We start from the raw sequence: 22233 nt of genomic DNA on the forward strand, positions 1-22233 counted from the left end.
CCAGGAATTTGTCCGCATCCCCTTTATAGCTTATTGCGATCAGCAATACTCTACAAGTATAAAAAAGTCCTAGGTGCAAAAGCACCTAGGGTAACAAATCTAATATCAAGTTTTTATACACTTTAACAGCTGCACCAGATACGTTTCACCGTGACCTTCTTGTTCCTTTGCATCCAAGTCACGCTTGCCAAAGCGCACAAAGTCGTTTCGTTCATAAAAAGAAAGCAATTTCTCTTTTTCTTCGCATTCCACATATGTATAGCGGCCACCAATATCTCGTTGGATACCTTTGATTTTCTCGCAGGCACTCTTGAGTAAGTCAATACCATTTAGATGTTCATTCAATCCCTCTGCGTAATTCTTACCCAGTTGGGCAATGAGTGGCAAGGCCATCACATAGCACCCCAAAGCTTCGTTATCTTCAGAGAATTTTGCAATCAGCTTCTCTTTTGTTTTGCTCCCAATAGCATCCTTTTCTACTGTAATGGGCTTATTCACCAAAGTATAATATCCCAAGATAGCAGGCTTCCCATTCACCAGTTGAATCACAAGATGAGTTTGGGATTTCCCTTGTTTTGCAAAGTCAATGGCATTGTGCTTCAAAAAGTGCTCTACATCTGGATTCATGGGACAAGAAAAACAGGAGAGCATACCCTCTGTGGCATCCTCCCCTATTTCTTCAATTAACATCTACAGATTCGTGGTTATATCTATACTCATTTGTAGCCCTTGAACATTTCTCTAATTTCTTCACGACTGGCGTCTCGCCAAGTGCTTGGTTGCTGTGGTTTCGAGGCACTTCTTTTCTCTGCTTCTTCCATCGCTCGTGCAAAAGAGCTAGTCTCATGAGCCCCTTTAATATGCACACTTTTGAAAATACTAGTTGTTGCCATCAAACATCACTCCTTCCGAAATTTTCTAGAGAGCATCTAACCTCTAGTTAACTATAGTATATTCAATTTTCAGAAAAAATCAATGCAAATTTTCAATATTATAGAATTTTCTTTCTATTATTGATAAATTTTTTACTATTTTTGTTATGGTCGTCTTGTACGCCAATTAGTTTTTACAGGATGATCAGTAAAAAGGAGACTAACCTATGATTATCAATTGCACGAAAAAACTGCAAGAAGAGCTGGATATTAAGCCAGAAAAGTTGGAAATTACTGATAGGTTGTATAGCTGGCATGCCCATATTATCCGTGTCAATCGGCGAAAAACCGTGGTGTTGGTCAACGATGCCAGTCGCTATCAAGTGGTGTTGTACGGCTTGAAAGCCAAAGATTTTAAGAATTTGAGTCAGCTAATTTTAGATGGCATTGCGACAATTTTGCTGTCTGATGGGGTGAATCCACAGCTGGTGGACGCTTATCTGGAACAATGTGGCTTTGTGGCGTACTCCAAAGGGCAAGGCGCCAAATACACTGCTTGGCTCAACAAAGGGTGTGAGATTGCGGAGTGGTATGGGGACGAGTGTGATGAGGGTGATTTGGTGCAACGAGCGCTTTCTCGTCGGGGTTGCTATAATCTTGGCAAGCTTGACGACAAAGATTACGCAGTGCCAGCGGAAACCTTTTATGATGCCTTAGAACAGCGATTTGGCTATCCCAAATTTTCTTGCCAAGCGGTGGTTTTGACGGCAAAATTGGAGACAGAGGGGTTTGATATTTGGCGGAAAGTGGTGGTACCACTGCGGTTCACCTTTGAGCAGTTGCATGAAATCATGCAAATATTGTTTGATTGGAAGGACTATCATCTGCACGAATTTTTGTTGCTGGAAGGGGAAAAGCCACTGGTTTGTTTGGTGTTAGACGAGGAAATGGTGTACGATGTGGCACCGATGAAAGCAGAGGTAGAAGCAGGAGTTTTATTATCAAACTACCTGCCCAAATGCAAAAAACTGGTGTATACCTACGATTTTGGTGACAACTGGGAGCATACAATCACGGTGGAGAAAGTGCTCTTTGACTACCAATGTCATTAAGTTAAGCTATTGAAACGCAAGAACAGCTAATAAAAAATCATCGGAATCTAAAAATGCGCAGGACAAGCAAGCAGATTTTTCAATCTGCTTGCTTGTCCTTATAACGTGGCATTACGCCAAGCGATAGAAAAAAGAGGTGTCGGTTCTGGGGTTCGTGTTGCGTCGCTTGCGTGGGTTTGAGGGCAAATTTCGCATGGGTGTTAGGTTTTTTGCGATGCAGGCTTCAACTTCGGCGACGGGTACATTCTTCCCAAAGAATTTACGACAAATTTGAGTGGCAACAGCGAAATTTATTTGATAAACCCGCTTTCTGGTAACTTTTTTTACAGCAATGCACGAGGTTATCAACTGTGTAAAATTGTATATAATCAACTTGGCGAAGATTTCTTGAAGAAGAAGCTTCGTCTTTTTGCTGTGAAAATACAGCAATCCGACGGTGAATTTCAAAGAGCGGAAGGACGTTTCGATACCCCATCGCTTGGCGTACAAATCCTTGAGGGCAGCAGAATCAAATTCACTTTTATCCAAATTTGTGGCAACCGTTTCGTAAGAATTTTCAGAAAGTTTAAAGCAAACGAGGCGAATATGTAACGGATATGGCTCGATTTTTTCATTTTTCTTTGTTTTGCAGGGTAAAAAATCAAATGGTGAACTATGGGCGATAAATTTCAGGTTTTGATTTTTGGCTTGCGCTGTTTGCTTGCGTGAAATGTGTAGCGTCAGTGAAACGTCAAACTCCTCACCAACAGGCAAAGATAATCCGTGACAAATACCGTTGCGTGAAGCAGAATCCTTCACTCTGACAAGGAATTTTTGCCCTCTTTCTTGCACATGAGCGAAATTATTGTACGATTCGTAGCCTCTATCAGCAATGTAAATGGTGGGTACTTTTGATTGATTACGTGCCACCATGGTGGCAAAGGCCTTGTTTTCACCCTTTTCAACCGTTGCATCCACGTAGGTTTTGCGCAAAATATCGTACATGGCGTTGAGGTGCAAAAGGTTAAAAGGCTTGGAGTCATTGGCCTTTTGATGGTAAGAATCCACTTCCTTTGGGTTGGTGGGAACGTGCAAACTAGAGCCATCCACAGCCAAAAGGCGGTAGCCACGGTGGGTGATGGGTTGGTTTGTTTCGGCAACAAATTGGTGGAATAAATCCTCGAAGGCAGTTGATTTGATTTTGTTTCGTTGTTGCACAAAAGCGGATACTGTAGGTGAGGATGAATGTATGCCGAATTGTTCGGATAATTCCCCATATAGTGTTTTTCCTGTGAGAGATAAGGTTGTTTCAATTACTTTTTCAAATGGTAACTTCCTATTTCGGGTGAAGTCTTTTTCTGGATTTTCAGCATATTTTACAGCGTTTTGCGAAAGGGCTTTTATGGATTTTTTTAGTGTTCTTTTTATGTTTTTTGTTGTGAATGTCATGTGTGCATCTCCTTTGTTATCAGCGTTATGCTCAATAACAAGGGTCGCCTTCATTGACTTTGGTCAATGAAGGCGACCGCACATTTTTTTGTAATTGTCAAGCTTTTTTTAAAAGGTTCTGGGTGTTTTTCTTGTAGCACCCAGGCTTATCTTAATGACATTGCTTTGACTACGATAAAAACCACGCCCTTTGCCTAGATGGCGCAGGCGGTTTCGCTGAGTATATGGAAGTGAAAAACGACCCAAATCACCCTGCATATGACCAGATGCGCCAATGGGCTGGCACCCAATGGGATGCCAAGTTTGACATGGAGGAGTTGAATAGAACCCTCCGCTGGCGATTTAAGCGGTGAGGGTGTTTTATAATTGAATAAGAGCGCATCCGTGATACACCGCACTTCACACTACCCCCAAAAGTAAGCTTATACCCCCTTGTTACAAGCCACTATATTATCGATTAAGCTTACCCCTTGGGAGATAGTGATGGGGTGTGCCGTAAACACCTAAATTTATACTACAACAAAAAGTGATATAAAATGGATGATTTCATCCATTTTATATCATTTTTCACCTCTGGAACTCACTAACGCATTCGTACATCAGCCCATGACCCGTCGATTCGACAGGGTTCGACAGGGCCAAATCCAAAACAATTAAGGTTAAAATTACTAAATCATAACTTAGTTATTGACTTTGCGAGCTGGGTGTGCTACTATTTTATCAATTGCAATGCACGTTTGATGCAGGAGGGGTGCTTATGTTTTTAGGAAGAAAAAACGAGCTGGCTACGCTTAATCAATTATATAGTAGGGATACATTTCAGTTTGCTGTTATATACGGCCGTCGTCGTATTGGCAAGACTGCCCTTATCAGTGAGTTTATTAAGGACAAAAAGGCAATTTATTTCACTGGCGTGGAGACCAATGCAAAGCAAAATTTGGAAAACTTCAGCCGGAATATTTTGAGTTATGAAAAGGGTATTGAAGTGGATACCTCCTTTACTAGCTTTCAATCGGCGCTTGAGTATGTGTTTGCTCTTGCCCAAAAGGAACGGCTAGTTTTGGTCATTGATGAGTACCCATATGTAGCCAGAGCGACCAAAAGCCTTGCGTCTACGCTCCAAATGCTCATTGACCAACACAAGGATCATTCTAATCTATTTTTAATTCTCTGTGGGTCATCCATGTCCTATATGGAGGACAATGTTCTGGCCTATAAAGCACCGCTCTATGGGCGCAGAACCGCACAGTTTAAAATTCAGCCCTTCACATTTCGAGAGTCCTGTGCATATTTCAAAAACTTTTCGATCATGGACAAAGCCTTGGCTTATGGCATGATGGGTGGCACGCCTCAGTATTTGCTACAACTTGATGACACCCAATCTATAGAGGATAATATCAAAAATACGTTTTTAAACCCGACCTCTTTTGTTTTTGAGGAGCCCACCAACCTGCTGAAACAAGAGGTGCGAGAAGCGGCGATTTATAATGCCATTATCACAGCCATTGCAACTGGATATACGAAGCTGTCTGAAATCTCCTCAAAAGTCGGGGAGGAAAGTAGCGTTTGTGCGGCCTATATCAAGAACTTGATAGCGCTGGGTATTGTGAAAAAAGAAATGCCTTTTAAAGAAAAAACCACCCGAAAGACCATTTATTCGTTGGAAGATAACATGTTTCGGTTTTGGTATCGCTTTGTGCCTGGCTATCAGTCTATGATTGTCAGAGGCGCTAGCGAGCTGGCTTATCATCGGATTGAACCGCACCTTTCAGCATATATGGGCGGTATTTTTGAAGAAATTTGCAAGCAGTATCTTTGGGATGTATTACTCAGCGGAAATGCACCAGTTGATTTTACAGATTTAGGTCGTTGGTGGGGGAACAATCCCAAGAAAAAGAGCCAGGAAGAAATCGATATCATGGGGGTATCTGACCACGATACCGCTCTGTTTGCTGAATGTAAATGGACAAATGAGAAGGTGGATTTAGACGTGCTTGAGACACTGATAGAGCGGAGCCAGTTGTTCCACTATGAGAAGAAGCACTACTACCTATTTTCAAAAAATGGGTTTACCAAAGGTTGTACAGATAAAGCAGCGGAGTTGGATAATGTCACGTTGATTGCCTATGCCGATATGGTGAGATAGTACAAAAACGCTATTGGTAGAGCCCTTGCTCTTTAAAAAGGAGGCAGCCCCTATGCCAAAAACATTGAAAGAATTGCTAAAAAAGGTGTCAAAAGAGGATTTGATTGCTTATTTAGAGCAGTACACAGAGTTTGACAAGGACTTGTACCGAGGACTTCTAACACGGTTTTCTCGGCCTGTGGACGGCGAAGTGGTGGAGATGCAAGAGGACATTGCCCAGCTGATCACTAGCCATACCTATCGTGATTTCATCAGTGAAAGAAATTGTGATGAGATTTGCTATGGTTTGCAAGAGTACGTCCAAATGGCGCACAATCGCATTGACCAAAAGCGGTATATGGTGGCTTACGCCATGGGTTTGCACTTGCTGAAAACTTGTATGGTATTGGCATCGGAAGCGGATTCTAGCTCTGGTTGTTTGGGGGAGACCACAGGCGAAGTGTTAGAATTGCTGGAGCGGTGTTGTCAAATGGTTGCGAACTATGGCACGACACAGGAGAAGGAAACCGTCTTCAACCAAGGCCTTGCCTTGGCAGAAGACAAGGTGTTTGACGGTTGGGGTGGAACCAATTATGAACTGTTGGAGTTTCTTTGCCCTTTGCTTACCATAGAAAATGCACCCCAATTGGAAACACTTTTGGAGCGAATGGCGCCACGGTTTGAGTGGTCTGCTAAATCAGACGAACCACTGGTGCGCCTTGCTATGAAGCAACAGTTGGAGGGCGAAGCGGCTGCCCAAGCCTACCTACTGTCTCGCTTGGATATAGAAGCCTTTCGCACAAAAGCCTATGAGAAAGCCTTTGCCCAGAAAGACTATGCCTTTGCCGTGAAGCTCTGCCGAGAAGTCACCCACAAAGATGGCCAGCAATCATACCATTGGAATCGTGTGTGGTGGGAGCGGTTGTTGGCGGTGTATGAAGCCACCAAAGATGTGGAAGGGCAGAAGCAATGGGCGATGGAAAACTTGGCCTGTGGCAATTTTACCGCTTATGAATTGCTGAAAAATTTGCACCAAGCGGATGGAACATGGGAAGATGTCTACCCAGATTTACTGGAAACTTGGGCGAAAACCTTAAATACATCCACATATATGCAGATTTTGAAAGAAGAACAGGCGTGGTCACGGCTATTGCCGTTGGTGGTGGAACGGGCAGATAGTGCCATATTGGAATACGGTCCAGTGTTGGGGCGTTATGCGCCAGAGGTGGTGCATCCGTTGATGGGAGACAAAATCCGTTCCATCTGTAAAACGGCTGATAATCGTGGGCAGTATCGCTATGTGTGTCAGTTGATTGATACTCTAATTGATTGCGGTGGCAAAGGAGAAGCGAAAAAGGTAATTGTAGACCTGCGTTGTACCTACCCACGTCGCCGTGCCTTGCAAGAGGAGCTGGGGCGAGTGGAGAAGAAGGTTTGAAGTGATGAGATAAACGATACAAAACAGCATAGTATAGATATAACCAATCTATGAAACAATAAAAACATCAGTAAATTTATTGACATTTATACTGACCTGTGATAATGTGAAGCTATGTAAAGGGGGGGCTGACTATGATGGATATGACCAACGCCATTAAAAATACAATCTCCATTTCCTTATTCAACCGAGGTTTTGCAGGGAAGATTTTCGAAGAAGTGAAAACTTCTGGTGCAAAGGTGGTTATGAAAAATAATACCGCAGAATGTGTGTTGCTTTCTCCAGACGAATATATCCAGTTGATGGAGGAAGTGAATGACGCTAGATTGCTCCAAGTGGCCAGTGAACGCATGACCCATTACAACCCCAATACCGTGATTTCTGGGGATGAAGTGTTCCGTAACCTTGGTATCAGCGATGTAGATTTGGAAAACTGCCATGAGGTTGCGTTTGAATGAATTGGGATTTAGAGTTTCTTCCAGAAGCGCAGAAGGATTTAAGCAATTTGGCTGGCAATCAGCGTATCCTTGTGGCGAAAGCCATTAAAAAGGTGCAACAAAACCCAGTTTCCGTCTATGACGGTGGGTATGGAAAGCCCCTTGGAAATAAGGGTGGCTCCAATTTGGCAGGCTTTTATAAAGTGAAATTGCGGGATGCAGGGTTGCGCATTGTCTACAAGCTCATTCAAACCAAAACGTCTATGTTGGTGGTTGTGATTGGCGCTAGAGCCGATGATGAAGTGTACGAACTTGCTGAAAAACGACGTGTGAAACACGATTTATAATAAAAGCGGCAGAGCCTTTCGCGAAAGCTGTACCGACCCCCAAAAGTTAGACCTAAAAATCTAACGATTGGGGGTCGGTATTTTCATGGCAAAATACAGTTTTGAATTTAAGAAGCAAGTAATCATGGCATACGAAAACCAGGAAGGCGGATATGAATCTTTAGCGAAGAAATATGGTATACCATCACTAACCACAGTAAAAATCTGGCACAAGTCATACAAAGAGTTTGGTGATGATGGACTGGTTCGCTCCAGAGAAAACAAAAGCTATCCTTTCGATTTTAAGCTTTCTGTGGTAGAATTATATCTAACAACAGAAATATCGTATCAGGAACTGGCTTTGAAGATGGGCATCAATAATCCATCTTTAATTACCCGTTGGGTGAATGACTTCCGCATAGCGGGTCCTGCTGCGCTTCGAGAAAAGAGCAAAGGACGGCGACCAAAGATGGCTAAACCTGAGAAAATAGATAATGGTGATGAAACAGCTAAATACATCAAGCAGCTTGAAGAAGAATTGTTGCACGCAAGAATCGAGAATGCCTATTTAAAAGAATTGAGGAGGTTGCGCTTGGAAGAAGAAGCACAGAACAAAGAGCAAGAATTATCTGCGACCTCCGGCGATTGTTCCAATTAAAAGATATTCTTGCGGTCTTAAAGTTTCCAAAAGCCACCTATATGTATTGGCAGAAGCGATTTGACAAGGAAAATCCAGACAAAGAAATTGAAGAAAAAATCCTTGAAATTCGCGATGAACACAAGGATTTTGGCTATCGTAGAATTTTGGGTGAGCTCAGAAAAGCAGGCTGGCATGTCAACAAAAAGAAAGTCCAACGGCTGGTGCAAAAGCTTGGTTTGCAAGTGAAATCCTACACACGCAAGAGCCGAAAATACTCGTCTTACAAAGGGATTGTGGGCAGAATTTGCAAAAACTGGGTCAAAAGACGATTCAACACCAACATTGTGCATCAAAAAATCACAACAGATACCACTGAGTTTAAGTATTACACATTTGACGGCAACGGTAAATTGATAACGAGAAAGTTATATTTAGATCCATTCTTGGATATGTTCAACGGCGAAATTTTAAGCTATAGCATTACCAAAACACCATCGGCGGAAGGCATTATGGCTGCGTTAAATGAGGCCATCGAGGTCACCAGCGACTGCAAATTCAGAAGAACTTTTCACTCGGACAGAGGCTGGGCATACCAAATGAAACGCTATTTTAGGACACTGAAAGAGAACCGCATCTTCCAAAGCATGTCTCGGAAAGGCAACTGTCTGGACAACTCTGTGATGGAAAATTTCTTTGGTCTTCTGAAGCAAGAAATCTATTACGGCAATACGTTTTACAGTTTTGATGAATTGAAATTAGCCATAGAAAACTTCATTGATTATTACAATAACAAGCGCACAAAGCAGAAGCTAGGATACTTCAGTCCTGTAGAATACAGACTGAAGTATCTTGCTGCATAAAAATAACGTAGCAGCCGCAGCTGCTACGTTATCAAGTCTAACTTATTGGGGTCACTACACCGTTGATGAAAGGCACTGCTGTTTTTGTGTCGAGTGCTTACCCCCTAGGGAGATGGTGACGAGGCATGGCGGTGATGGCCAAATTTATATCACTTTTTATACCAAAATATCACTAACGCACTCGTGCATCAGCCCGTGCTGCGTCGAATTCGACGCCGTTCGACTTTACTGTGGAACTTTGATGCGATCTTCCTGAAATAGAACACCTCAAAGTGAGTAAGTTTATCATAGAGGTTTGTGAGCGGTGTTACTTGTAGTTTAGCTGATGATGGATTTTGTTAAAGCAATCAATGCCACGCTTCTGTCATTCCAGATGGCATTGTTTTGATGTTGTTTGGAAATAGAGCTTCATGCATTTAGAATTTCTATTGATTTGTCCATCGTTACTGCTTGGTCTCTTGTGCATAAATGAACTATTTGTGATACTTCTCTTCCATGGATTGCAGTTACAATTGCCAACTTACTCAAGGAGTGTCTACGCATATCCCTAGAAGATTTACTGGTGCGCATGAAAACGGCTGGTGTCAACACGGGCTATGCCACAGAAATTGACCATTATCACGATGAGTAACTGCATACTGATATGGCATACGGACACATTCGTGCCCTGTTTGATTTCAGGACCATCACCCCAGAGGAATTGCTCCACCTAAGGGTAGCATATTTTCAAGGTGCTGCGTATGGCTTTTTTCGCCCCATCCCCCGCTTAACTTTTCGGGGCCCGCTGCGTTACTTTTATTTTACCGAAAACAAGCCTAGTGGGATGCATCCAGATTTGGCTAAGACCTATGATACCATTGGCAATGCATTAGAAATATTGTTGCGGCATGAAGAGGCTCAACAGTATTTCAAGCAGGCTCAACATATTCGTGAATCGCTTTCGTCTTAATGACCATGGATAATCATCGATGAATTTTGCAGGTTTTCTCATCCCTTCTCAAAACCACCAACTTTCGTCCATTTTCACTGGCACATAGGTTTCGCTCAAGTCATCTAAGCACAAACAGCCTAGGCGGCTGGGCCCACAATCTAGAAAAATAGTGTGGTTGCCTTGGATAATTTGGCCTTGATGTCGCCAGTCAATGCGATGGGTGGGCGTGTGCCCACTAATGAGAATACCGTCAGGCACAAGGGGTTCATCCCGATAAATCCGCAATGCGTTTGACAGATTTACGTGATAGTCCGCCTGCTGTGGATTGTGAATCACTGGCATATCCGTGTGTGCCAACAAATACCGCCGTTGTCCTATCTGAAGGGATTTTGTGTAGGCGCATCGTTGCAAATAAGAGAGAATTTCTTGCTGTTTTTCTTTTGTGATATTTTGGAATTCTGTTATGGTCGGCATTGCTCCGCGGATGCTCCAGCCTTGCAAAAGGGCTTGTTTGGATAGCGGTATCTCTTGGGTGTTGCCGGTCACCAACACATCCAATACCAACAATGCAAAGAGTTCGTGATTGCCCAACAGCAATTCCACATTGGGTCGCTTCATAATATCTTGCAACAGTGTAATAGGTGCAGGCCCACGGTCAAGCACATCCCCCACTATATATAGGCGGTCATGTACTTTGAGTTGGATGGCGTCTAATATTTGTAGATATGCTTGGTAATGCCCATGGATATCGCTGATAACATATGTTTTGCCTGATGGCATGTATGACCACCCCTTTCTTCGGCTTATTTTACCACAGAAAAAAGTGACTCAAAAAAACCAATTTATAGCCATTTTGAAGTGGGTTTTTCCATACCTGTTTTAATTGTTATATACTTTCAATTATAGAAACAAAGGAGACAACACATGACAGAATATATCACAGGTTGGGGGATTACCTCTAAACAGCTCAAAGCGTTGCTACATATGGAGGCGCTGTATATTACAGCAATCCCAAACTGTGCAGGCAATTTGTATAGCGAAGTAGTATTTGAAGGCAAGGTGGAGGCATTTTATACGCTCCCACAGGCCAAGCGCATTGCCGTTACACCACTGTTTACCAGCACAAACCATTGTGTGCTGGATAACGATGATGACTTTTGGGTGCTGATTCCTACCGACGAAACCCCAATGGTTGCTACAACCGCTGGTTTTTTGTGGCGGTTGCGCCACGATGGCGACTTCTGCATCGCCACGCAAGAACAAGTGGACTCTGGGCGAGGCATGGTCAGAAAAGCGGCTCGAGAAGGCGTCGCTGCTGAACCCATCACATTGTATTACGGAGCACAGATTATCCCAGACGAGGACGACGAGGAGGATGAAGCGGATGTATAAATGGATGATGGGTGCATTGGCACTGGTGTTTTGTGGCGCACTGGCTACAACCTGTCTGTCAGAAGAACCCGACACCTCCAATGCCTATCCCCAGCCTACACAAGTTGCAGTGGAAGAAGAAGTTGTGGAAGCCACACAAGAGGAAGAACCCCTTTCTATGTTTCAACAGTTGGAGCAGGATATGCTGTCTCAAATCGACTTCACCGACAACGTGTCTTCTCGTGTCAATATGGTCATGGACTACGGTTTGGACGACTACCGTACAGAGATTTTAGACAATTATAGTGACTATTTCACCTTGGATTCCATTGCCTATGGCTCCTATACAGGGACAGAGCAACAAGAAGTGTTGGTGGTGTTTTCCGTGGTGGACAACGACCATGTAGGCGGCTTTGGGCGGAAGCTGATGGCCATTTACGATGTCACCACAGGCGATTTGGTAATGCAACATTCCTTCGCTGGCGATAGTGTGAGCATCGTGGTGGATAGTAGCAATGGGGTTGATTCTTGTTGTGTATTTATGACGGCTACTTGGACACATCAGGGCATCGTCAGTGGGTCAACTGACTGTGGCAGTCTCGAAGGTGGTGTTTGGACGCCCATCCAAGTGCCCATCACTGAAAGCGACCGCAATACCTATAGCTATTCAAAGAGCAACGATACCTTAACCATCACCCAATGGCTTGACGGCACAGAGGAGCCCTATTTCTATCCAACCCAAGGAGACTCCACAGAATACACATTCGATTGGGACACATCGGAATTTGTGGAAGTGGAATAAAGGAGTGCATCAACTAGCAAAAAGCTGGAGCATTGAAGCGGATGCGGATTGAGTGGGTTTTAGCAACAGCTGAAGATTTGCGTTACCATACCATAGAAAGGGGACGTATTATGATTTATTTTACTTCTGATTTGCACTTCCATCACGATAACATTATCAAAATGACAGGTCGCCCATTTCAAAACGTTGAGGAGATGAACGCCAGCCTTATCCATAACTGGAACTGTGTTGTGGGGCAGGAGGATGAGGTCTATATTCTGGGAGATTTCACCCTAAAGGGTATTACTTATGTCCCCGATTTGCTGGCTAGGCTCAACGGAAAGAAATATCTCATTCGTGGCAATCACGATCGCTTTGCCCGTTTCTACCAAGTGGACGGCTTTGAGTGGGTAAAAGATTACTATGAACTGAACGCCGAGGGGCATTGGTTTGTTCTCTGTCATTATCCCTTTGCGGAATGGAACCATCAGCGTCGTGGGAGTTTTCATTTGCACGGTCACATTCACACCGATGGCGCTTATAATCAAGAGAACATTCAGAACGGGCGACTGATGTATGACGTTGGTGTTGATGCCAACAACTATGCCCCTGTTGGCGTCACGCAAATTCTAGAAGTATTTTCCCGATGGTATGAACCCGAAAAGGAGGGATGACTTTATGCTTTATGTCACAGGCGATTGCCATGGAGAACGCAACTATTTTTTGAATCCAAACTCTGCCATTGACCGCACATTGAATGACGGTGATAAGCTGTTTATTTGCGGTGACTTTGGCTATGTGATGCGTGATTCCTTTGAAGAACGCAGGTTCTTAGAATGGCTTCGTGTCCGTGTGGACTATGGACGCTGGTATTTTGGGCATCTCCACCAAGACAAAGATAGCTGGAATGATCAGACGGCTGTGTTCTACCAAGTGCGAAACATGATTACCAATGAACTCATAGAAGAGATATAACTAGGAGGTTGCACCATGATGTACGATTGGAGTAAAGAATTAGAAAATATGACCTTGAAAGAAACCTGTATTATACAGATAGATGATGCTGGTGAACCAGTTTTGAAGCGTGTGGTACAGTCTGGGGATGATGGGTTTGACACAGTGGTCTTAACGCCAATCTGCCCTCACTTTTTCTATCAAGACATTACCTGTGTGATTGTAGAAAATGGAGTACCAGCGGTGAAAAACCTGCTCGCCGAATTAAAATGGGCACCATACACGTTGTGCATTTGTCTTGGAAAGCCCTGTGATGAAATCAAGTCCAATGTGGATATTTGGTTAGAAGAAGGGGTGTCCTATGATGCTAGACAGATGGACACCTATCTGGACACATTTTCCCTACCTAAAGATGCTGGCTTCCGCCCTGTAACACGGGTGCTTATGCATTTTATCCAACAACTTGATGGTGGATTCATTAACCTAGAAATCAGCGACATCTTTGGATTTAAACCTGAAACAACCCTTGCGTATTTTAGTGCAGGGGTAGCGCCCAAAGGAAGCGTGTTTCGTGCTGCCATTGGTGCCAGCGATGCTCTTGAAAACCACCCGCCTCTCCACAAACTCATCGCCTATTACATGGTGCCAGCAGATACCGACATCGCTGTGATTGACATGGCAACCAAAGAGTTGCATCTCATTGCAGACCCTGATGGCCTCATTGTGTTTGGCGCAGGATTCCACCAACGCCCAGAGTCGATGACTTATATCTTGGGATTCTAAACAGTGCGAGGTTCGATCGAAAATAGAAAGGAGCCATCCATGGAACATCCATATATCATCGGCTGGGGCACCACCTCTCGTGTGTTGCGAGAAACGCTCCATATCAACGCTTTTTACATCCTAGAGAGCGGAGACTATTATAACGTGCTGACGGAAGAACAGGGGGATTACTACGTTGCACAAGCAGGGGTAGGCACCCTGCGTGAGCAGGTAGATACAGATTGGTTTTTGTCTTGTTTGCGCAAATGCACCTTAGATCGAGATGAGGAGTTTTTAGTGTTGCAATGCCTTGATACGCATCCAAAAACTCTGACGGAGCAAGGTTTTTTCTGGCAAGATGAAGAGCAAAAACGCCTGACATTTGCCACCACTATGTAGTGACCCCAATAAGTTAGACTTGATAACGTAGCAGCTGCGGCTGCTACGTTATTTTTATGCAGCAAGATACTTCAGTCTGTATTCTACAGGGCTGAAATAACCTAGCTTCTGCTTTGTGCGCTTGCTATTGTAATAATCAATGAAGTTTTCTATGGCTAATTTCAATTCATCAAAACTGTAAAACGTATTGCCGTAATAGATTTCTTGCTTCAGAAGACCAAAGAAATTTTCCATCACAGAGTTGTCCAGACAGTTGCCTTTCCGAGACATGCTTTGGAAGATGCGGTTCTCTTTCAGTGTCCTAGAATAGCGTTTCATTTGGTATGCCCAGCCTCTGTCCGAGTGAAAAGTTCTTCTGAATTTGCAGTCGCTGGTGACCTCGATGGCCTCATTTAACGCAGCCATAATGCCTTCTGCCGATGGTGTTTTGGTATTGCTATAGCTTAAAATTTCGCCGTTGAACATATCCAAGAATGGATCTAAATATAACTTTTTCGTTATCAATTTACCGTTGCCGTCAAATGTGTAATACTTAAACTCAGTCGTATCTGTTGTGATTTTTTGATGCACAATGTTGGTGTTGAACCGTCTTTTGACCCAGTTTTTGCAAATTCTGCCCACAATCCCTTTGTAAGACGAGTATTTTCGGCTCTTGCGTGTGTAGGATTTCACTTGCAAACCAAGCTTTTGCACCAGCCGTTGGACTTTCTTTTTGTTGACGTGCCAGCCTGCTTTCCTAAGCTCACCCAAAATTCTACGATAGCCAAAATCCTTGTGTTCATCGCGAATTTCAAGGATTTTTTCTTCAATTTCTTTGTCTGGATTTTCCTTGTCAAATCGCTTCTGCCAATACATATAGGTTGCTTTTGGAAACTTTAAGACCGCAAGAATATCTTTTAATTGGAACAATCACCGGAGGTCGCAGATACTTCTTGCTCTTTGTTCTGTGCTTCTTCTTCCAAGCGCAACCTCCTCAATTCTTTTAAATAGGCAACCTCAATTCACAACTTTAGATTCTCATCTTCAAGCTGCTTTAAATATGCCCCATGGTCGTCTGTATGGTCTATTTTCTCAGGTTTAGCCATCTTTGGTCGCCGTCCTTTGCTCTTTTCCCGAAGCGCAGCAGGACCTGCTATGCGGAAGTCATTCACCCAACGGGTAATTAAAGATGGATTATTGATGCCCATCTTCAAAGCCAGTTCCTGATACGATATTTCTGTTGTTAGATATAATTCTACCACAGAAAGCTTAAAATCGAAAGGATAGCTTTTGTTTTCTCTGGAGCGAACCAGTCCATCATCACCAAACTCTTTGTATGACTTGTGCCAGATTTTTACTGTGGTTAGTGATGGTATACCATATTTCTTCGCTAAAGATTCATATCCGCCTTCCTGGTTTTCGTATGCCATGATTACTTGCTTCTTAAATTCAAAACTGTATTTTGCCATGAAAATACCGACCCCCAATCGTTAGATTTTTGGGTCTAACTTTTGGGGGTCGGTACACTACACAGCTTGGCGATGAGGACTGTATCTGCCACGATGAAAACGGCGCACCCCACGCTGTCACCTTGACCTATGGCACCCAACGAAACCCCTTTTACGATGAAAATGCCCCCAAAGAACCAGTGGAGATTGACATGGACACCCCAGCCAGAGGGAACTTGATTCTCACATCCCAAGGGCTGAACACCCAAGAAGGTGCCGCCTTGATTGCTAAGGAATTAGACGGGGAAGACCTGTCCTCCAAAAGTATTTTGTTGGTGCTCTTAAATCGCTGTCCGCCTCATTCTATCCAAAAAGTGGTAGTGCAGGCCTGTGAAAACATGGGCTTTCAGCGAGGCAACATCTTCTACTCTGACGATTTGGCATTGCCTGAAACGGTGGATTATATCTATGTCACCGAGGGCAACACCTTTTCAATTCTACACCATCTGCGTCGGGAAAGGTCAACGCCCAAAAGCAAAGCCTTAATCCCCTACATCCGACGCAACGTGGCCAACGGTGCCACCTACATTGGCGCCAGCGCTGGTGCGATGTTAGCAGGCGTAGATATAGCGCTAGCACTAGAGTTTGACAAGAATTGCTACACCATGACAGATTTTACAGCGTTGGGGCTCTTCCAAGGCTCGGTGATTCCGCATTACACAGAAGAAGAGTTAGGGTTTTTCATCGCCAATTCCACGGAAGAAGAGTTGGCTGGTTATGAGCAACTTTACAGCGTAGCAAACGATGAGGTGTTGCGGCTATAAGAGAAAATCCCCAAAAAGGAGAAAGAAAATGGAACAAGGAAAACGACTATCGGTGGAGAAATTCACATCATGGCTGTTGCTGATTTACTGTGGTGTGCTGACAGGTTTGGCGCTGGGCATTGAGATTGTCAGCGAAAGCCAATTAGGCACCACTCTCAGCGAAAGTGGCGCCTTTGGGATGGGGCGGTATGTAATTGGCTTTGCAATATTGGCGGTAGTTGCGCTGTTTGGGCACCATCTCATTAGGTTGCTGATCCAGTATCCCGGTTGGGCTTTTTTAAGTGTGGGGCTGGTCAGCGTGGTGAAACTGTTTTTCACGTTAAAACTGGAAGCCTATCTGTTCATGCCCTGGTTGCTGGTAGCGACGGCCTTGCTGGTGTATATGTGTGAAGGCACCGGGTTTGTGGGGCTGGCCGCTTGTGGAGTGGGCTGTTTGGTGTTGGTGTTCCTCAGTGGCACTATGGGCGGTTATTTCTATATGTTGGCACTGTTTGTGGTGGTCATGACCCTGTTGTGCTACGGCACCTTGACCGGGTGGTTTGGGGACAAGCTTCGCTATTTCTTAGCCACCATTGGGATGGGCATCGTGGCTGTGTTGGCAGGTGCGTTTTGGAAAATGGAGTATTTGTTTTGGAGCGTGGATGACTGGTTTCACCCAGAACTAGACCCCTTGGGCAGTGGCTATCGCCCACTGTTGATGCAAAGCTTGTTGCGTGAATCTGTCTGGTTTGGGCAAGGAAATTTGGCACAAGGGTTGGATAACGCAACCCAATACCCCTTTTATGAGACGGGCTTCTTGGCCTATTTGAGCAACAATTTCGGTCTCTGGGTTATCATCGCTGTGGCAGCGTTGTTTCTGGGCTTTTTCTATCTCTGCCTACGCAAAGCCCACCCGTTGTACGGGGTGCCTCGGTTTCTGGCTCTGGCCATCATCGCCTATTTGATGTTGCAAACCATCGCCTTTTTCGCCCAAAATATGGGCGTGCCCCTGTTCACCAGTGTACCATTGCCATTTATTTCCTACAGCCCACACCTCTGGAGCAACAGTTTCCTATGCGGCTTGCTACTGGCGGCGATGAATATAACGCCGGCGTTTCCTGACACACTCTGTAGTATAAAAGGGGGGACAGACAAACTTTTGACAGCACGTATTTTCTCTGTAGATATAAGCTTTTGTCCACTGACTAAGTCGGTGGGTTTATGAAAAATAGTCCTGCCAACAAGAATTATTTGCTGGCAGGACTATTTTCCATATGAAATATCAAGTATTATAAATCCCAATTCTGAGGGAGGTGAAGATTGAGATAGTCTTGAATACGCTGTGCCTGTTTCGAATATTTTTGTGCCTCGTCATGACGAGAAAGTATCTCTAATATCCGTCCAATATAGTGATAACTTTTGAATAGGTCAAAATGCATCCCGTCAGGATACAGTGCTTTCCGAATCTCGAATGCATGTTGGTAATGTTCCAAGGCTTCTTCATAGCGCAACAATTGTACTAGTACCTTTCCGATAGTGCTATAACTTGTAGCGATAGCAGCATTTATTTCACTGGTATAGAGTTGCTTTTGAATGAACAGTGCTTGAGTTATATTTTTCATCGCAGCTTCATATTGACAACATGCGTATAAAGTGCAGCCAATAGAAAAGTAGTTACTTGCTACATCGTCATGTATGCCATCAGGATAAAGTTGTTTTCGGATAAATAATAGTTGCTGATAGTTCTCTAAGGCTTCTTCGTAACGTGATAATTGTCCAAGAGTAGAAGCAATATTTTGATAAACACAAGTCAGGTCAGGATACACATCTTCGAGAGGAAGCTGTTTCCAGATATGAAGTGCGTGATGGAAGTTTTCTAGCGCTTCTTCATAAGATGAGAGCGCATATAGTATAGATCCAATCGTGCAATAAGTGTCACCTAAGTCAGTGTGAATGGCATCGGGGTAAAGTTGTTTTTGGATAAATAATAGTTGCTGATAGTTCTCTAAGGCTTCTTCGTAACGTGATAGTTCATTAAGGGTGCAAGCAATATTATTAAGACAAGAAGCTAAACTAGGATGCAATTCATCGGGATAAAGTTCCTTCCAAATTGAAAGTGCGTATTGGAAGTATTCTAAGGCTTCTTCTTGCCGGGAAAGGTCACACAAAGTGTAGCCTACATTATTATAACTTGTAGCCAAATCACCGAGATCCCCTTCGGGATACCGGTGTTGACAAAGGATGAGCGCTTGTTGATAACTTTCAAGCGCGTCCTCATGATTCAAAAGATTACTTAGCGTATTGCCGATGTTGAAATAATTATGAACCAAACTAGACTGGCTTCCATGAGGTAATCTCTCTTTTTGAGTTTTCAGTGCTTGTTGGTAATAGTACAGAGCTTCCTCATATCGAGAAAGATTGCTTAAAATATTCCCAATTTTAATATAGTCAGTTGCTAACACAATATTTTCAGGATCAAAGCGCTTTTCATCTGAAACACGTCGTTCTCGAATAACAAGTGCCTCTTGAAAAGCCTTTAGTGCCCGTTCATAATAAGAAAGTTGTTCTAATACAAAACCAATAAGGCTGTAGTCCTTAAGTAAATCAAGACATGTTTCTGAATAAGCGCGGTTTTTTCGTATCGACACTGCCATTTCTAAGGCATCTATCGACTCTTCGTAGCGTGAAAGACTATATTGTGCCTTGGCAATACGTGTATAACATGCAGCAAGTCTGTCAGACGCTTTATTGGAAGACAACTGTTTTAGAATAGCAAGTTCCTGTAAATAATTTTCCAACGCCTCATCGTAATTTTCAAGCCTAATTAACGCATTTCCTTTGGCTTCATGGTCACTACTCCTGTCGCAAATAACATTCTTCGCCTCATGACACCTCTGGAATTTCCATTTCTGATCGATAGCTGCTATTTCTGCAGTAAATTCTTTTTGCACTGTATAGCAACATTGATTATAATCACTACTAAATCCTTTCTGGTGTGGATTATTTTTTAAGGTGTGTTTAAGACTATACGCAGTATCGCCCTTACTACGATGAATAGCTGCAATACGGTCATAAACAGAAATGACACTATCTCGTTCATGTGTTGGACATATGGCATCTGGATATAACTCTCTATATATTTTTTCTACTTGTTCAGCAATAAGGCAAGCTTCATCACTACAAAATATATTGTTGAGTGCTGTAGCTATTTCAATAAGAAAATAGCCGGCTATAGCAGTTCGTTCAAAAATTCGTTTTGCAATAAAAGAAAATAAATTCCTTGCTTCAGCGCGTTCGATGTCGGAAAGGTAAAGGCCTGACATAGGGGGGGCATAGAATTCATGAGTTATTTCCATTATCTCAAATCTTTGTGCTGAATAAAATTCAAGGCGTTTTTCACTATTAAGAGAATCCGTTTCTCCAAACTCGCGAATTAAATAATTATAATAATCACCTATTAGAACCATCAAATAATTTTGAAAATACTTTTCCTCCACGCTGGGTTTTACTTCATTCCAAACCACTTCGCTGATGATGGGGTGGAGGGATAGGGTGCTTGTTTCTTCGTCTTTGTTAACCCAGTTGCTGCGAATCAAGGAGCTTAGGGAATTATAGGCGACGATTGCATCATCTCCCAAATATCCACAGCGTGCCAAGTATATTCTATCATTCACACCGCTATAAGGCACGTAACACAGTACTTTTAAGTGATCTAACTCTGCGGTTGTGACCGTTCTAAAGTTGAACAGGGCTTTAATGTGTCCATATGCCACATCTGTATGCAATTCATCATCATGGTAATGGTCAACTTCTGTGGTATAGCCAGTATTGATGCCAACATCCGTCATCCGCGCCAGTAATGCTTCCAGAGAAATAAGGGGACACTCACTGAGCTGACTGGCAGACAAAATAATCGCTAGCGTGTGCTTGTGGAGCACTTGAATGAGTTCTTCTACTTGCTTTTCTGCCTGATGGTCGCCACGTAATCTTTTTGGGGCATGGTGGTAGAAAAGATTCTTTAAGGCGGCCAGGTCTCGCTCTGGCTGGAGATGCATCGCACACTGGCCATAGCGCTTGTTCTTGGTGAAATCATGGCGACTACTGAATATAAAATGCGCATCTAAGCCCAAGAATCGTTGCAGGTTTTTATCATCCTTGGTGTTGAAGTTTTCAATAATAAATAAGGTTTTGGAGTTAACAACATTGCATAAGGCGCAGAAATATCTCTCAAATTGCGCTGCTCGGCTTTCGCCCTCTGGATAATACACGTTATTGACGGGAGCGGAAGTCATCAAGGCATCTGCCAAATCGTCAATATAATAAATACGCACCACATGGGTGTATTTTTCTTTGTGACTCAGATAATATTGCCCAGATAGTTCACTTTTCCCTATGCCTGCCATACCGCAAATAAAGGCGATGCGGTGATCTTCTAGCAGCGAAGACAAGACCGCTTGCTCCTCTGTGCGTCCGAAATAATTGGGGACACCAGAAATATGTTGGGGAGCCAAGTAAGGGCGACGCTCCACCAAGGAGATTAACGCCTCCAAACGATGCACCAACGCAGTTGTATCGGAAAGGACTTTTTTTCGACTTTCCACATCTTGGCGGATATCATTGAAGAGCGCTTGTAGTTCATCTCGTACACTCTGTGGCATGGCCTGCATATCTTCCGTCAACAAAACATCAGTCCATGGGGTATGAGTGTGTTTGCCACATAGCAGTTCCGCTAATATCACAACCAATGCGTACACGTCGGTGTGAGGGCCAATGGATTGTATCCGTTCTTGAAATTGCCGTGGTGAGACAATGCTTTTCAGAGCCGTCAGTTCGGGGGCGGCATAGCCTGGGCTGTATGTCACACGCTGAAAATCTGTGCAAGAAACCACCTCCTCTTCCATTGGCAAGGCTGAGCCATAATCTAATAAAATGGCACAGCGGTCACCAGGGCGCTGGCGGATATCTAAGGATTGTTTAGAAAGGTAGATGTTAGCTGGTTTTAAGTCGCAATGCAGCAATCCAGCGGTATGGATGTGGTTGACGGTGGTGGCAATATTTTTTATCACATTAAGCTTGTCCACAATCCGTTCTGCCGCAGTTTCAAGAGTAGAAAAGTCCACTTGGTCTAAGCATTCCCCGGCCTCTGTCTCAATTACCATGTAGCGAGCCAAGGTGTTTGGGATAATCCCCTCAGGCAACAAGGTGGCATTGAATACATCGGGATTGTTATTTTCATCTAGGTGGCGCACGCGGCTGATATTTTCCTGTTCAATGGCAACGATATGCGCAATTTTATCTTTAATTTGTTGTTCTTCTGGCTGGCTATAGGTATTGGCGAATATTACAGATATTCCATCTTGCGCCCGTGTCATCTGGGGTTTCCCTTGTGAAAATCCAGGGAAATACTCTTTGATGATACAAAAAGTAGATCCAGTCAACGCCTTATACGTCAAAGCGTTGCGCCCTTCACCGACATACCCCGCAATGGTATAAGTCCCCAAAGTGGTTCCATCTGCCAACCTTTCTCGCTTTTGCATATTCTTCATGGCACATACCCCCTACATACT

The 22233-nt window shown here is 43.6% G+C and carries 20 protein-coding genes and 2 pseudogenes; 16 read left to right on the forward strand and 6 right to left on the reverse strand.

What is annotated here, in order from left to right:
• Positions 1 to 105: 105 nt before the first annotated feature.
• A complete protein-coding gene (locus tag RFF05_RS13050; protein ID WP_409967502.1) occupies positions 106 to 690 on the reverse strand; it encodes an N-acetyltransferase in 585 nt (194 codons plus the stop codon).
• A 26-nt stretch (positions 691 to 716) separates the two neighbouring features.
• The gene (locus RFF05_RS13055; RefSeq protein WP_409967503.1) at positions 717 to 893 is read right to left on the reverse strand and encodes a hypothetical protein; all 177 of its coding nucleotides are present in this window, start codon (positions 891 to 893) and stop codon (positions 717 to 719) included.
• A 206-nt stretch (positions 894 to 1099) separates the two neighbouring features.
• Here RFF05_RS13055 and RFF05_RS13060 point away from each other — a divergent pair, with 206 nt between their 5' ends.
• Positions 1100 to 1984 carry a plasmid pRiA4b ORF-3 family protein gene (locus RFF05_RS13060; RefSeq protein WP_409967504.1) on the forward strand — a complete coding sequence of 295 codons (885 nt, stop codon included), beginning with the start codon at positions 1100 to 1102 and terminating at the stop codon, positions 1982 to 1984.
• A 111-nt stretch (positions 1985 to 2095) separates the two neighbouring features.
• Here the strand turns inward: RFF05_RS13060 and RFF05_RS13065 are convergent, their stop codons facing one another.
• Positions 2096 to 3466: an IS4 family transposase gene (locus RFF05_RS13065; protein ID WP_409966964.1), complete on the reverse strand. Its 1371-nt coding sequence runs from the start codon at positions 3464 to 3466 to the stop codon at positions 2096 to 2098.
• 155 nt (positions 3467 to 3621) lie between these two features.
• On the opposite strand from RFF05_RS13065, the pseudogene RFF05_RS13070 reads away from it, so the two are divergent.
• The 7 genes and pseudogenes from RFF05_RS13070 to RFF05_RS13100 form a co-directional block, all read left to right on the forward strand.
• A pseudogene (locus RFF05_RS13070) lies at positions 3622 to 3765 on the forward strand (IS1096 element passenger TnpR family protein); the annotation flags it as partial.
• A gap of 404 nt (positions 3766 to 4169) precedes the next feature.
• A complete protein-coding gene (locus tag RFF05_RS13075) occupies positions 4170 to 5558 on the forward strand; it encodes an ATP-binding protein (RefSeq protein ID WP_409967487.1) in 1389 nt (462 codons plus the stop codon).
• A 52-nt stretch (positions 5559 to 5610) separates the two neighbouring features.
• On the forward strand, positions 5611 to 6975 hold the full coding sequence (locus RFF05_RS13080; protein ID WP_409967488.1) for a hypothetical protein: 1365 nt from the start codon (positions 5611 to 5613) through the stop codon (positions 6973 to 6975).
• Between the two features lie 134 nt (positions 6976 to 7109).
• Complete coding sequence (locus RFF05_RS13085; protein WP_409967489.1) at positions 7110 to 7433, forward strand: type II toxin-antitoxin system Phd/YefM family antitoxin; 324 nt, start codon at positions 7110 to 7112, stop codon at positions 7431 to 7433.
• Complete coding sequence (locus tag RFF05_RS13090) at positions 7430 to 7759, forward strand: type II toxin-antitoxin system RelE family toxin (protein WP_409967505.1); 330 nt, start codon at positions 7430 to 7432, stop codon at positions 7757 to 7759. The genes RFF05_RS13085 and RFF05_RS13090 overlap by 4 nt, the downstream gene beginning before the upstream one ends.
• 85 nt (positions 7760 to 7844) lie before the next feature.
• Positions 7845 to 9238 (forward strand): IS3 family transposase gene (locus RFF05_RS13095; protein ID WP_409967506.1). Its coding sequence is split into 2 segments (ribosomal slippage): positions 7845 to 8330 and positions 8333 to 9238, totalling 1392 coding nucleotides; the frame shifts between segments, so codons are not numbered across the junction.
• Between the two features lie 643 nt (positions 9239 to 9881).
• The gene (locus RFF05_RS13100) at positions 9882 to 10187 is read left to right on the forward strand and encodes a hypothetical protein (protein WP_409967507.1); all 306 of its coding nucleotides are present in this window, start codon (positions 9882 to 9884) and stop codon (positions 10185 to 10187) included.
• Between the two features lie 48 nt (positions 10188 to 10235).
• On the opposite strand, the gene RFF05_RS13105 is transcribed toward RFF05_RS13100, so the two are convergent.
• Complete coding sequence (locus tag RFF05_RS13105) at positions 10236 to 10949, reverse strand: fructose-bisphosphatase class III (protein WP_409967508.1); 714 nt, start codon at positions 10947 to 10949, stop codon at positions 10236 to 10238.
• A 144-nt stretch (positions 10950 to 11093) separates the two neighbouring features.
• Here RFF05_RS13105 and RFF05_RS13110 point away from each other — a divergent pair, with 144 nt between their 5' ends.
• From RFF05_RS13110 to RFF05_RS13135, 6 genes are all read left to right on the forward strand, one after another.
• Positions 11094 to 11561 carry a hypothetical protein gene (locus RFF05_RS13110; RefSeq protein WP_409967509.1) on the forward strand — a complete coding sequence of 156 codons (468 nt, stop codon included), beginning with the start codon at positions 11094 to 11096 and terminating at the stop codon, positions 11559 to 11561.
• Positions 11554 to 12342, forward strand: a complete 789-nt coding sequence (locus tag RFF05_RS13115) for a hypothetical protein (protein ID WP_409967510.1) — start codon at positions 11554 to 11556, stop codon at positions 12340 to 12342. Before RFF05_RS13110 ends, RFF05_RS13115 begins: the two co-directional genes overlap by 8 nt.
• Before the next feature lie 110 nt (positions 12343 to 12452).
• Positions 12453 to 12995 carry a metallophosphoesterase gene (locus RFF05_RS13120; RefSeq protein ID WP_409967511.1) on the forward strand — a complete coding sequence of 181 codons (543 nt, stop codon included), beginning with the start codon at positions 12453 to 12455 and terminating at the stop codon, positions 12993 to 12995.
• Between the two features lie 4 nt (positions 12996 to 12999).
• The gene (locus RFF05_RS13125) at positions 13000 to 13296 is read left to right on the forward strand and encodes a hypothetical protein (protein WP_409967512.1); all 297 of its coding nucleotides are present in this window, start codon (positions 13000 to 13002) and stop codon (positions 13294 to 13296) included.
• A gap of 15 nt (positions 13297 to 13311) precedes the next feature.
• Positions 13312 to 14058: a hypothetical protein gene (locus tag RFF05_RS13130; protein ID WP_409967513.1), complete on the forward strand. Its 747-nt coding sequence runs from the start codon at positions 13312 to 13314 to the stop codon at positions 14056 to 14058.
• Positions 14059 to 14097: 39 nt separating this feature from the next.
• Positions 14098 to 14436: a hypothetical protein gene (locus RFF05_RS13135; protein ID WP_409967514.1), complete on the forward strand. Its 339-nt coding sequence runs from the start codon at positions 14098 to 14100 to the stop codon at positions 14434 to 14436.
• Between the two features lie 54 nt (positions 14437 to 14490).
• On the opposite strand, the pseudogene RFF05_RS13140 reads toward RFF05_RS13135, so the two are convergent.
• Positions 14491 to 15884: pseudogene (locus RFF05_RS13140) on the reverse strand (IS3 family transposase).
• Positions 15885 to 15913: 29 nt separating this feature from the next.
• Here RFF05_RS13140 and RFF05_RS13145 point away from each other — a divergent pair.
• Both RFF05_RS13145 and RFF05_RS13150 read left to right on the forward strand, forming a co-directional pair.
• Positions 15914 to 16687: a Type 1 glutamine amidotransferase-like domain-containing protein gene (locus RFF05_RS13145; protein WP_409967515.1), complete on the forward strand. Its 774-nt coding sequence runs from the start codon at positions 15914 to 15916 to the stop codon at positions 16685 to 16687.
• Between the two features lie 28 nt (positions 16688 to 16715).
• Entirely contained in the window at positions 16716 to 17891 is a 1176-nt protein-coding gene (locus RFF05_RS13150; protein WP_409967516.1) for a hypothetical protein, read from the forward strand.
• A gap of 64 nt (positions 17892 to 17955) precedes the next feature.
• Here RFF05_RS13150 and RFF05_RS13155 read toward each other — a convergent pair whose 3' ends face one another.
• On the reverse strand, positions 17956 to 22212 hold the full coding sequence (locus RFF05_RS13155) for a tetratricopeptide repeat protein (protein WP_409967517.1): 4257 nt from the start codon (positions 22210 to 22212) through the stop codon (positions 17956 to 17958).
• Between the last annotated feature and the right edge of the window lie 21 nt (positions 22213 to 22233).

The organism is Bengtsoniella intestinalis, assembly GCF_039719005.1.
GTDB lineage: Bacteria > Bacillota > Clostridia > Oscillospirales > Oscillospiraceae > Oscillibacter > Oscillibacter intestinalis.